This window comes from Ruegeria sp. CG11 (assembly GCF_056537245.1).
Map to the genome: position 1 here is coordinate 1 of NZ_JBQFRE010000037.1, position 11970 is coordinate 11970.

Annotated in this window: 9 protein-coding genes and 2 pseudogenes; 3 read left to right on the plus strand and 8 right to left on the minus strand. The window is 53.7% G+C overall.

Annotation, left to right across the window (positions count from 1 at the left end):
* Window positions 1-152 (plus strand): annotated as a pseudogene (locus tag ACR0KW_RS23670) (UDP-glucose 6-dehydrogenase); the annotation flags it as partial.
* 223 nt (window positions 153-375) lie between these two features.
* Here ACR0KW_RS23670 and ACR0KW_RS23675 read toward each other — a convergent pair.
* The 7 genes and pseudogenes from ACR0KW_RS23675 to ACR0KW_RS23705 form a co-directional block, all read right to left on the minus strand.
* Window positions 376-681, minus strand: coding sequence for an LbetaH domain-containing protein (locus ACR0KW_RS23675; protein WP_480807219.1), 306 nt, complete (start codon window positions 679-681; stop codon window positions 376-378).
* 278 nt (window positions 682-959) lie between these two features.
* The gene (locus ACR0KW_RS23680) at window positions 960-2123 is read right to left on the minus strand and encodes a glycosyltransferase (protein WP_480807220.1); all 1164 of its coding nucleotides are present in this window, start codon (window positions 2121-2123) and stop codon (window positions 960-962) included.
* The gene (locus ACR0KW_RS23685; RefSeq protein ID WP_480807226.1) at window positions 2120-3223 is read right to left on the minus strand and encodes a glycosyltransferase family 4 protein; all 1104 of its coding nucleotides are present in this window, start codon (window positions 3221-3223) and stop codon (window positions 2120-2122) included. Before ACR0KW_RS23685 ends, ACR0KW_RS23680 begins: the two co-directional genes overlap by 4 nt.
* A 2-nt stretch (window positions 3224-3225) precedes the next feature.
* Window positions 3226-4239, minus strand: a complete 1014-nt coding sequence (locus ACR0KW_RS23690; RefSeq protein WP_480807221.1) for a CgeB family protein — start codon at window positions 4237-4239, stop codon at window positions 3226-3228.
* Entirely contained in the window at window positions 4236-5732 is a 1497-nt protein-coding gene (locus ACR0KW_RS23695; RefSeq protein ID WP_480807222.1) for a hypothetical protein, read from the minus strand. The genes ACR0KW_RS23690 and ACR0KW_RS23695 overlap by 4 nt, the downstream gene beginning before the upstream one ends.
* Before the next feature lie 389 nt (window positions 5733-6121).
* Window positions 6122-6382: pseudogene (locus ACR0KW_RS23700) on the minus strand (GDP-mannose 4,6-dehydratase); the annotation flags it as partial.
* On the minus strand, window positions 6379-7629 hold the full coding sequence (locus tag ACR0KW_RS23705) for a glycosyltransferase family 4 protein (RefSeq protein WP_480807223.1): 1251 nt from the start codon (window positions 7627-7629) through the stop codon (window positions 6379-6381). The pseudogene ACR0KW_RS23700 and the gene ACR0KW_RS23705, both read right to left, overlap by 4 nt.
* Before the next feature lie 657 nt (window positions 7630-8286).
* Here ACR0KW_RS23705 and ACR0KW_RS23710 point away from each other — a divergent pair.
* Together ACR0KW_RS23710 and ACR0KW_RS23715 are read left to right on the plus strand one after the other, a co-directional pair.
* Window positions 8287-10107 carry an SGNH/GDSL hydrolase family protein gene (locus ACR0KW_RS23710; protein ID WP_480807224.1) on the plus strand — a complete coding sequence of 607 codons (1821 nt, stop codon included), beginning with the start codon at window positions 8287-8289 and terminating at the stop codon, window positions 10105-10107.
* 178 nt (window positions 10108-10285) lie between these two features.
* Window positions 10286-11572, plus strand: a complete 1287-nt coding sequence (locus tag ACR0KW_RS23715; RefSeq protein ID WP_480807225.1) for a lipopolysaccharide biosynthesis protein — start codon at window positions 10286-10288, stop codon at window positions 11570-11572.
* A gap of 307 nt (window positions 11573-11879) precedes the next feature.
* Here ACR0KW_RS23715 and ACR0KW_RS23720 read toward each other — a convergent pair.
* Window positions 11880-11970 (minus strand): hypothetical protein (locus ACR0KW_RS23720; protein ID WP_480807227.1); only part of this gene is annotated, 91 nt, incomplete at its 5' end.

Consider the following 11970-nt stretch of genomic DNA (forward strand, 5'->3'; position numbering starts at 1 on the left):
TGAGCGAGGATCACTTCTTCCACTCACCGGTGATCCGCGACCTGGATGCGTTCAAACAACAGGCCGACCTGATCGTCGCCAACCGACTGTCCGACGAAATACGAAACGTCAGCAAAAAAGTCTTCACCCGCGACCTCTTCGGCGAAGACTAAAATCAAAACCACACATGCCCAATCACAACAGACATCAAAAAAAGGGAACAATATCCTGAAACGATTTGGCTATCCGGCCATCCCAACAGAATACCTAGGTCGAGTTCTTCAATGGCAATCTGGCCTCATAAGGCCATCAAACCTACCAACCCAAGGACACTCTCCAAACTGAAGGGAACTTGGGGCACAAGTCAATTTTCACTTTAGCGCAGAACAAATTTAACTATGTGTTCACCAGTTCAGCCCGGTCAAATTTCTTCCGTGTACGAATTAAAAGCGCGGGGTTTCCAGCGTAAACCTTCCACGGCTCCAAGGACTTCATGGTTACACCTCGGGCTCCGATAACCGCGCCTTCGCCCAGTGCAACGCCGGGCCCTACAAAGGCGCCTGCCGCAACCCATGCCTGCCTGCCGATGTGAATTGGTCGGGTGACAAGCTGATCGTGGACATCATCAATATCGTGGCTTCCACCACAAAGCTCTGCATCTTGAGAGACCGTCGCGAATTCTTCAATCACGATCTTGTCCATACAGTAGCAGTTCGCTCGGGGGCCCAGTACGGAATATCTCTCCATCGAGAGATTCGGCGGATACCAGATCCGTGCTGACCCATAAATACGAGCCGTCGAATGGATTTTTGCCCCGAAAAGACGTAACGACCAAACTCGCCAGTAATGCATCGGTGGTGGCGTCCAGCGGCATAACAGCAGCCACCACAGCCCCCAAATCAACCGGAGCAACCGATGTGACACACTGAAACTGGCCCCGCCTGTTACCGAGGACGACTGTATGGCATCCAGTGGTCCGGTCATTTTGACATACCCTTGGCATCCTGCAGCACAGCCATCAGGTCCCGGGCTGCAGCGCGCGTGGTGAATCGTGTCATGTACCCCTTACGAGCCGCGTGCCGCATCGCGGTGCGTTCGTTTTCAGGCAGGGCGAGAAAGCCGGCAATGGCCTGACCTGCGCTTGCGCCTGTGTCATCACAAATAATGGCCGCACCTGTTTGTGAAAGCTCGGTATGTATGTTTGTACGGCGGGTCGTAATGACTGGTGTGCCAGACGCCAGAGCTTCGGCAAGAACGACGCCGAAGTTTTCCTGGTGTGTAATCAGGGTAAAAGCTTCAGCGCCTTCGAAAGCAGCCCATTTCTCGTCACCAACAAGCGAACCGGGAAAATGAACACGCCCCTCGATGCCCGCTGCCCGCGCCATCTCAAGAAATCCGGGAATCATGTTGTCTGGATCAGGCCCGGCGATGACAAGGTGCAGCGTTGAGTCCTTCCCAGCCGCTTGGCGAAAGCCTCCGATCAACAGATCAATCCCTTTCTTCGGGTGAATTCTGCTTAGGAATAGTAAATAGCGGTGATCGGCGTCCAGGTTTAGCTTTGCGCGAAATGCAGCAATTCTTGCGGTGGGGTCGGACGCAGGAGGAGCACCTGCGCCGTAGGCCACGACCTGCTCGTGGTATTTTGGCCCAATGAACCCGCCTCGTGCGGCTTCCGCCTCCTGCCGCGCGGTGAAAAGCACGCGGTGAGCATGATGCAGCACGGGTCCCTGAGCTGCCCAAAAGGCCTGTTTCACCCAGTGCTTAACCGGTTTGATCTGCCGGAAATAAGGATCCAACATCCCGTGGGTGTATAGCACATAGGGCAGACCGGCGCGGCGACAGCCTCGCCCACCACCAACAGAGGCCCAGTGCCACACACCGTGCACAACCGCGGCGTCGAACCGATGCGCGTTGTCTGCAATCCACTGGCCCAGCTTCGCGGTATAACCGACCGAGCTGAGGCCCGGACCGACACCCGTCGCCGACACCGGGTTTAGAGCCAACCACCGCGAATCCGGAGCGTCGAGTGTTACGATTTCGTTTTCCCATCCCTCACGCGCCATTTCCTCGGAAATGGCGTTCATTCCGTGCAGCGGGCCTCCGTAAGCAGGGTCGACAGTTGGAATTACACGCAGAATTTTCATGCCGTCACACTGTTTAAAATAGTCTGAAGCTGAGTTTCGTAATGGGTCATAAGGTACTGCGTTTCTACTTTTCGCCGCCCGGCCGCACCCATCTTTTGCGCCTTTCCCGTCTCGGCCAACAACAGTGCAATTCGGTCGGAGAAAACTTCAGGATTTGACGGATCGACAACATACCCATCGACACCGTCCGACACGATTTCATGGGCCGCATCTTTGTCTCCGCAGATGACTGGCAACTCACGAAGCCATGCTTCGAGGTAAACAATGCCGAACCCTTCTTTTTCGGATGGCAGGCAGAAGACTTTTGCCCCGGCGTAGGCCGCGGCAAGTGCTTCGTCCGACACGCGACCTGCAAATTCGACGCTTTCGGAAACACCCAGCCTCTGAGACAGTTTCTCCAACTCGGGTCGCAAGACGCCATCCCCTACTATTGTCAGCATGGCATCTGATTGCTTTTTCTTCAGCAGCACAAATGCCCGCAACAGCTTGTCGACATTTTTGCCGTGATCATGCGCTGCCAAACGCGTTACGCATAGAATGTTCTTTTTTTTCGGCCGGGTCGAAACAGGAAGCGGAATTTCGTCCACTGCATTGCGAAAAACGCTGAACTTTTCGTGTGAGAGATTGAACGCGTTTGCCATCCGGTCGGCAGTAAACTGCGAGACCGAAATGACACGATCGAGCCGCCGCATCATCGGCGCATCCAGTGGTTTTCGTGCGCGATAAACGGGGTCGCCCCAAACTTCATCGCCGTGCACAACCAGCATTCTCCGGGCTCGGGGTGCTACGATGGAACATGCGCTCAGGACTGGTAGCAGGTTCACATGACCAGCGATCAGAATGTCCGCACCACGCGCAGCAGACATGGCTGAGCGGAACATCTGCAGGGTAGACGTGCCGCACGGATGGAATTCAGCAGCAACGTCTGTTGGCATGTCTGAAGCCTGGTCCCTTCGCAATACAATTTTCGGTCGGGCACCGCCGTTCTCGGCTGCGCGGTTTGCCAGAACCTTGACGAAGCGGCGGTTGAATTGCTGCAGGCCACCCAACAGACTGTAAGTTTCAAGACCGAGGAACACTATTTTCTCTGGCATGTTCATGGTCACGCACACGTTGCTTGCTCGATTATTCGGGCCATCAGCGGTTCATTGAAGTTGCCGTTGGCTCGCGCTCTGACCTGACCTGCCCGGGCAAGTGCGGCCAATTGATCTGAGTCCGCGAGCAAGCTTTTGCAACGGTCAGCGCAGTCCTCGGCATTGTCAAAAAACATTGCTTCGCGACCATCTTCATACAGGCTCTCGTGGGTCGGGGTTCGTATTGCGCACATCGCCGTTCCGATTGCGGGGATTTCGATGCTACGGTTTGTATGGGTATCGTTGTTTTTTGCGTTCAAAATGACCAACGCTATCTTTGCGCCAGCGATGGCAGCAGCGTAATCGCGCCCTTCAAGATAACTGCTACGTAGATACGGTTTGAGTTTCGCGTGGTTTTCGGCCTTGTTCCAACGCGGGCCATAGATCGCCAGATCAATACCGGCGTCGATAAGCGTTTCCATAAAATACTCCCGACCAGGCATCCAGGTGCCAACGAAGGCAACTTCGGATTCCCAGCGCGGCGCGGGAGGGTTTTCAAACTGGCGGTGAACGACTTCGTCGGCGCATTGCAATACAGCACGAGGATTGCGTGCGCCCTTCATTCGCATTTTTTCTTCCTGACCGTCCCGTTGAACTGTCGCATTCAAATCGTATTGGTCAACCACCTGCAGAAACAGTTTCCAGCGTTTTCGTTCGGGTGTAGGCATCGCATATGGGTTGTCGCCCGTATAGTGGCTGATCGTCGGCGCGGCGGCCCGCAGCAAAGCGATGCTTTTGCGTCCGATCACTTCTCCACTGTCTACGTGAATGTGGTCGAATGTTCTGCCATTGATTTCATGTTTCAAAGCTCTTGAAACAAGGTGATCGATACCGAATCCACCTTGTCGGTTGAGCCACAGAGCCCAGCGATTTGGCAGAGAGCGTTCGGGAGAAATATGTAAAACTTCATGCCCCAAGCGCTTAGTGGCCTCGGCACGTTGTAATGACGTCCCAGACTTTGACCCGATATATAGAATATTCATTCAGAATGCCTTGATATAGGTTTTAGTACTTGCGAGGCCGGGCGCGACTTTAGCGCGTTGAGCACAACGCTAATCAGCACGCACAGCAGTAAAACCTGCAAGGGCGCCCGTAACAATGTAAGAGTTTGACCCAATATCGTTGTGGTCAGAACGCCGAAAACCACCAATAGCGCGTTGAAAGCCTGCACCACTGTTCGCAAGCCGAAAAAGCGCAGCATAAGCCGATAAGTGAATGCCCAACACGCAAAAACAAAGATGGATATGATTAATACGCCCCAATAGCCCCCAAGCGCCCATGCTTCTGCCTGGGAGGTGATCATTGGACGCCCAACGCTCTCTCTCGAACGTAACGCAAGCTCCCAAACAAGTTCGTCGCCCAGCATTGTAATTTTCTGTTGACCGAAATTTGGCAGAGCGCTTGGAATTGTGGTTTGCCAAAGTTTGGCGAAATCAACGTAGGTTGGCAGCAGCATACGACCGGTTACGATATCCATTTGCGGCAACAATGTAAGGCGGTCAAAAACCGAAGCGTCACCGCCGCCATAAAAGTAAGACCGAAAAAGGCTGTAACCCGTTTGGCGCTGCGCAAAAACGTAAGAGGCGCTGTGCGTGTGAAGGGGGTTGAGGAGCGTGATCAACGTCTCGAACGAAAATAATCTGCTAAGCGCTTCGCTTACCATTTGATCTGGCGTATCCCGAAGCGGGCGAACAGCGATAGAAACGGCAGAAAAAACTGTCAAAAACCGCGCGAAGAAATAGGCCAACACTACGCGCTGCCAAGTCACGAAGCGCTTGCCGAAAATCATCAGAAGCACCACACCCAACAGGACAAACGACAGAAGGTCCGTCCGGCTGTTGTCGATCACTGCCAGCGCGCTGTAGCCTCCAAACAAAACCAGGAAATAGGGATCACTTGCCCGCGCGCCCCGTTGCAGGAAATTGATCGTCACCAGAATCGGAAGAAGATAGAAAAAACTCTTGGCGACGATTGGAGAAATGCCGCCGGTAAACCGCAATGCAAGTACAATGATGGAACTTACCAATAAGGCAAACACCAGATTGTCCGTCCGTTCGACTGCGGCAGCGGATGCCTTCCGCGGCTGGCCCGGCACCAGTGCGTCGATCAACCCGACCACTGCAACCCCGAACTGCGATACAAGCACAATCGCTGCCGCCCGGTCTGGATCGAGTATGTTGTAGTCGATTGAAACCGCGCGCCCGGACGCATTCATAAGTAGCATGAAACTGAACGTCCAATAAGGCGACGAATAGAAAAAGGCTCTCCATCCGTCCTGATGCAAGGCTACCATTGCGGCAGCAAGCAGCGCACAAGCTGAGTGCATCAACAGGCTGAACTCGGGTGCAATCGTAAGCTGAAACAGAAACAGTGGCAGACTCAGGACCAACCCGATCTTGAGTACATTGCGCATTCTCATGTCGAAGCGATCCGACGCAACGAAATCCATTGCGATTATATCAGCAGCTGCGTTCATGCGATCCCCCGCAAACTCCTGACAAGCGTCGGCAAAACCATTTTCGAGGCCCGAACCAGCCATATCGGTCGGGAATTTTCAATCATTTTGTACAGGATGCCGTGATGATTGGCTGCATGAAAATTCAAGTCAGTTTTGCATCCAATCACCTGTGCAACTTTTTTGATCGGCTTGACGAAAGAGGCCTCCGTATTGGGCACCGCGCTCGGGCCCTCATGTAGGCCATGCAGAGGGCTGCACAACGCACCACGGTTATCGCCGCAGCGCGCAAACGCTTGCTTTGGTTTGGCGATGACCATTGCGCATCCTTCATCGGCGAATCCACGTATCAATTGTCCACGGACAATACCGCTCTTGACCGCAAGTAGGGCTGCTTTCAGCAGGCGCAGCGCGCCGAGGTTGCAAACTTCGTCCGGCTGCACTTCCTGAACGATTCGCGTCAGGTTCGACGTATCGCTGAGGTCACCGTAATGCAGGTGCAATTTCGGATCGGAAACATGCGGGTCCTGATAGATATGATCGATCCGCTGCGTGTTGAACAAGGACACGCGGCGCTTAATCCCATGAACTTCATAAACTTTTTCCAACAGAAACTCGGTCAGATAAGACCCGTCCCGTCCGGTAATTCCCGTGACAATTGCCGTTTTCAAAACTTTTTCTCCAATGGGACGTACGGCTTTTCAGCTAGGGAAAGACGCTGCAAGATGGTTGCATAACTGCCAAGAATTGTGTCCCGGTCCATGTGCTGCTGTACAAAGGCGCGCCCGGCTTCTCCCATATGCCGCTGTCGAACCGGGTCTGAAAGAAGGTCTACCACCTCTCGGCAAAGGCGGGCCTCATCATTAGGGTATACACAGATGCCTGCTCCAGACTTCTGCGCCAGAGTTTCCAGCGGGCTACCCGGTTCAGCGACACATACAAACGGCCGTCCTGCCGACATAATCGAGAAGAGTTTGGATGGTAGGGCATAGTTCGCCACATTCAGCGCTTGGGGCACAAGGTGAACATTGGCACTTTGCAGTGAGCTCATTAAATCTTCGATCGGTGCCAGATCTAAGAAGCGCAGATTCCCGATATTGCGCCTGCCCACTTCTACTTCGATCCGAGCGCGCTCCGATCCAGCGCCTTGCATTACGATCTCAACGTCAGGGGCGTTGTTCGACAAATGCGACAACAGCGGCAGAAGTTGGTCGAGGTTCTGCTTTTTCCCGAAGTTACCAGAGTACATCACCCGCACTGGACCGGAAGGATCAATCGGCGCGTCCAAAGCGACCTGCGACCAGATCGGCAACACTTCAACTGGCCTCGTGCATCCTATGATCTCAAGCTCCGTCTTCATTCCTTCGGTCAGCACAATAACCTCATCGGCGAAGTTCAAACCGATGCGTTCTACCAGGCGCATGAATTTCAGCATCAATGGATTGGTGGCAATGCCAAGCGAGCTGGCGAGACCACTTTCGATATCATGGACCACGGCAACAATCGGTGCGCCGCATCGTAGTTTCAGGGCAGCGGCACCATAAAGGGTTAGGATGCTCGGGACATAGCCAATGATGATGTTGGTGTCGCGACAGCTGCCGCGAACAGCATGTGAAATCGCTCGAAAGAAAAAGCGTAGGTCGTTTTTTATCCGGTCCTTGAAACCCCCGGAACCACGCGGATTAACCGGCACTCGCTCGATCTCGATAGCACCGAGAGTTTCTTGGTCACGCGCTCCCCCCATCCATTCCAAAAAAGGTTGGATGCTAGGGTAATGGGGCCGAAAAGTCAGCGCTGAAACAGCATAGCCCTTTGTCGACAAATATCGTGCCAACTCAACGCTGTATGGAGCGGAGCCAATTTCTTCCGGCCAGAAATATGGGGATAAATAAAGGACCGAAGTCTTGGACACAGCCATTGCGCAAGTGCTTTCAAATATATGGCCGCGCATATACGTTTTCATAATTCGCGATGTCAACCTTCACCACCCAGAGAACACCTGTTCTTCCGTGAATGTTATCGGTGAGTTGCTAGAATTTTGAACAAGTTTACCTGTTTCCCGCGCAACGATTCAAAATGGCCCTTCCATCATTGAGAGAGCCATTGACCAATACGATTTTGGGCACCGGGATTTCTTGTAGTAGACACAACCTGAACCCCTACCCTCAGGCATAGTTCTACCCAGCACAAATACGGGTGCTCCAGCTGACAAGTTGGGTTTAAGGAAATTTGAGATCCATCTGGTTTCGCCATGCATTTGTTCACACAGCACCGAACTGTTGCCTAAGTGAAAATAAAGAACTCGAGGATTAGTTTGGGGCTGACGAGATCGAACCTACCAGCCCGGGAAACACAGCCCTCAGGACATCACCTATCAGTCGCCCCAATTAGAACTTAAAGCCCTGAAATCGTTTCGAAAAGGCTCAGGGTTGACCTGCGGCTACCCCCCAGAACTTTTAACAATGTGGAGATCAATGGAAATGCCCCCATCGAAGTCTAATTTCCAGGCCGTAACGCCCGAACATGCTACGCGGGTGGAACGCCCGGCGATGCCTTGCCAGGGCGGTAATCCAGTATGATCAATTTCGGCCTTTCTCTCACATCTCTGGCTGTTCAGAGCCGGAATAGGGGCATCCTCGCGTACAACCCATTGACCTTTTTCGATTTGACTGACGCGTCGACACTTTCGCAGGATTTAGCTGGCACAGTCCCTGTCACCGAAGGATGGGAAGACATAGGTTCGGTGAAGGACAAATCGGCAAACGGAATTCATTTGCCAGCGGTCAGCGATCAGACACGTGGTCGCTATCTTACCGGATATCCCAACGCCATTTCCGTCGGCACACCATCCGCTCCATCCGCCCCGTTCGAAGGGATCGCGGAAAGCCATCTGCTTCAGGACGGCGCGCAAGATGCCGACCTGCGCGGAGGCTGGTTCCACGACGCAGATTTTTACGGCCTTTTGGGCAGGCAGTTTCCGTCTGCCACCCGAACCTACGGTAACATCCCGGCATCCGGCGGGCATGGCGTCTCGTGGCAAGCCTCCTTTGTCGTCGATCGGGACTTCGCGATTCGCATTGACGGAGGCGACAGCCTGCTCAACCGATACCGCGTCACAATCAATGGTGTCAGGCACCGCCCCTTCAACCAATCAAACATTGGGCCAGGGCGGCGCTGGTGGTCTTTCAAACTGCCCCCGAGAGCCAACCGAGTTGTCGTCGAAGGCTATGGCGACGTGCGTTGGTTTGGTTTCAAGACCTTGCCCGGAGCCGTAGTGAGTGCAAGCCCTGCAAAGTGGAGAACTATCGTATTCGGCGACAGTTTTTCCACCGCCTCTGGAGTTAACGCTCTGTGGGACGGGTGGGTTAATCATCTTCGCCCTGCCGAAGAATTTGCCGTGGTGGCCAGTGGCAGCGGCGGCACAGGCTATGTAAACGATCATTCCGGCGAAGAGAAAAAGCTCGCCGACAGGATTGTAGTCGATTTCAACCGCATCTCAGCGGCTTCCGGTACTCCGAATGAAATCGTCATTGCCATTGGTCTGAATGATGTCGGTCAAAGCGGGGTCGAAGCCGCAGCGAATGCGGCATTTGACGCCCTGCGCACCGTCTATACCGGCCAGGTTTGGGTTGTCGGTCCGTGGGATCACTACGCACCCAACACACCATCCGCAGAATGGTTGAGCACACGCGATGACATCAAAACCGCATCGGAATCGCGGCCCGGCTTCTACTTTGTCGACATGGAAGGTGTCGACTACACAAAGGCGGACTCCATTCACCCAGACAATGCGGGGCACATGACCCTGGCTGCAAACCTTGCACCCCGCCTTGCAGACACAAACGCAGTTACCATCGAACCCCCTGTTTCCCGTACCAAAGGACGGGTCGTGAACGAGGGCAACGCGCTTTTTCAAATCGAAAACCGGTTTGGGCTCGAAGAAAACCCTGGTTTGACAGTCGTGGCAGCCATCAGGACGGGTATTGCGACCTCGCCCCAGGAACGACTTTGGCATATCGGAAACGACACGGTAGGGAGTCTATCCGGAACCTTGGGAACCAGTGGCATCTCTTGGAACCATAACGACGGCGGCATCCATTTCGCTGCCATCGGCGATGGCACAAACGCCGTGGTCGCCTGGCGCAGGCCCGCCGACGGAACCTATGATGATGGTGAGGTGTTTGTGAATGGGGTCGAGCAGGCTCCGAGCTCGGTAGAAAACCCGTCTATACTCCCGTCGAACACAGCGGAAATGTTTCAATTGTTTGGCGGTCCGGACGGCGCGGACCCCTTTCACGGCGAGGTTTCCGCGATTGCCGTTTTCGATGAACTATCCGACGCAGACTTGAGTTCGGTCATGTCCATCTTTGCTTCGAAATTCACGGCAGAATCTTAGCCCTTGAACCCGTGTTCGAGCTGTAGATTGAAAGACCGAGTCTTATCGGCATCACCAAACCACAGGAAAAGTACCTCCCGGCCCTAGTGGCCGGGTGTTTAGCATTTGGGACTGGTTCTCATGTCGGCGAAATGTAATTTACCCGTATTCGAATTGAGAGATTCAAAAGCTAGGCATCATGCAAAGAACATTAAAGGAGTTTATCGCCAATAGTGGTGCCCAAACCTATGCGCGCGGAGTCACGATAGGTACGCAGTTGTTGCTCATGCCTATAATGATCTCAACTTGGGGTTTGGAAGTTTACGGTGGCTGGCTGGCGATCGACTCGCTGCGCACAATTTTTTCGCTTGCTGATTTGGGTATGGCGCAGATCGCTGCAAACGAAATGACGCGATTGACGGCCGCAAAGAACATTGAACGCGCGAAAATCATCAACTCGTCCGCTTGGACAATGTTGAGTGTCGTAGGTCTTATGTTGCTTGTCGGCAGTGCTCTGGCCAGCCTTTTACCTATTGCCGATTTTCTCAGGATTTCTCAGTTTTCCGATCAAGTTCCATTGGCTTTCTTCCTGCTGACTGTTGTGGCAGCCGGATCAATTCTGTTCGGAGCTGTCGGGGCCGGATTGCGGGCAAACGGGCTGTATTGGCTGATGGTCGTCACCAATGCAAGTTACCAACTCGGTGTGGCAATTTCGCTTGGCGTATGGGGGTTGGCAGGAGGAGGTTACCTGGCCGTAGCCATAACGATTGTTGTACTCCAGTTCGTTTTGTTTTCTGCAGCTGCAGTCATACTTTGGGCTAGGCACAGTTGGACCCGCCCGAGCTTCGGCTTGGTTTCCGTAGCGCAAATCCGCTGTATGCTTGTGCCGTCCCTCTCTTACATGCTCTACACCGTTACGAATCTTGTTACGATTCAAGGGGTAAACATCCTAGTGTCCAGCCAACTCGGACCGGACAAGGTGACGATCATCTCAGCCATAAGAACCCTGACACGAGTGGGGCGGATGTTTGCGGCAATATTTATTTATGCAGTCGAACCGATTTTTGCACGCCTTAGTGGTGAACGAGATTTGGACACAGGCATAAGAATTTATCGTTTGATGGTGTGGTCAGGTATTGCCGGAGCGGTCATATACTGGATTTGCATGGTCACGCTCGGACCAGGTTTCCTTGCCTGGTGGACACATGATGTCGTAGTCGGCTGGAATACACTGCACTATCTGATGACGACCGCCATTGCCGTCGAAATCGTGTGGTTTACTTTGCAGACGCCTTATGTGTCCACGAACCGCCATTCCCTCCTTGCGGTCTGGGTTGCCGGCGCAGGTATAGCCAGCACGCTCGTCGCTGGTCTCTTGCTTGGCACGTTCGGGTTGATCGCAGCAGGAGCGACACTGCTCGCAATGCATGTCTGCGTTCTGATGGCGACACTTCATGTAATGCGACGCCATCCCCCGTTTCTGTGAGGCCAGGTACGCAAGCGTCTCAGGCAACCTGATCTTCGAAGACACATCAATAAGTCAGGGCCGTGCTTTTTCCCACCGAAACCCCTTCTCTAGGACTCTAGGATCGGGACCCATTGGCTTCCGCCTGGAAACGTGAGTCATTGTCCGGAAACGAACATTTGTATATCCGATCTTTTCTGACTGTACGATGTTAACTGCTACTAGAACGGCGCTGGCATTGGTCATTCGATAGTATCGCCACAGAACTCCTTTTCGCCGCCGCGCGTCACGGCAAGCCAATAGTGACCGATTGCGAACTTTACCGCAGTCAGCCCTTTGCGCCCTGGCCGCGGGCGTAGACGTCCTCGTAGCGGACGATGTCGTCCTCGCCGAGATAGGTACCGGTCTGAACCTCGATC

Bases quoted from the DNA above. Each gene is read 5' to 3' on its own strand.
- ACR0KW_RS23710 (WP_480807224.1), top strand. From the start codon at position 8,287: ATGATCAATTTCGGCCTTTCTCTCACATCTCTGGCTGTTCAGAGCCGG.
- ACR0KW_RS23715 (WP_480807225.1), top strand. From the start codon at position 10,286: ATGCAAAGAACATTAAAGGAGTTTATCGCCAATAGTGGTGCCCAAACC.
- ACR0KW_RS23685 (WP_480807226.1), bottom strand. From the start codon at position 3,223: ATGAACATGCCAGAGAAAATAGTGTTCCTCGGTCTTGAAACTTACAGT.
- ACR0KW_RS23705 (WP_480807223.1), bottom strand. From the start codon at position 7,629: ATGGCTGTGTCCAAGACTTCGGTCCTTTATTTATCCCCATATTTCTGG.
- ACR0KW_RS23690 (WP_480807221.1), bottom strand. From the start codon at position 4,239: ATGAATATTCTATATATCGGGTCAAAGTCTGGGACGTCATTACAACGT.
- ACR0KW_RS23680 (WP_480807220.1), bottom strand. From the start codon at position 2,123: ATGAAAATTCTGCGTGTAATTCCAACTGTCGACCCTGCTTACGGAGGC.
- ACR0KW_RS23675 (WP_480807219.1), bottom strand. From the start codon at position 681: ATGGACAAGATCGTGATTGAAGAATTCGCGACGGTCTCTCAAGATGCA.
- ACR0KW_RS23695 (WP_480807222.1), bottom strand. From the start codon at position 5,732: ATGAACGCAGCTGCTGATATAATCGCAATGGATTTCGTTGCGTCGGAT.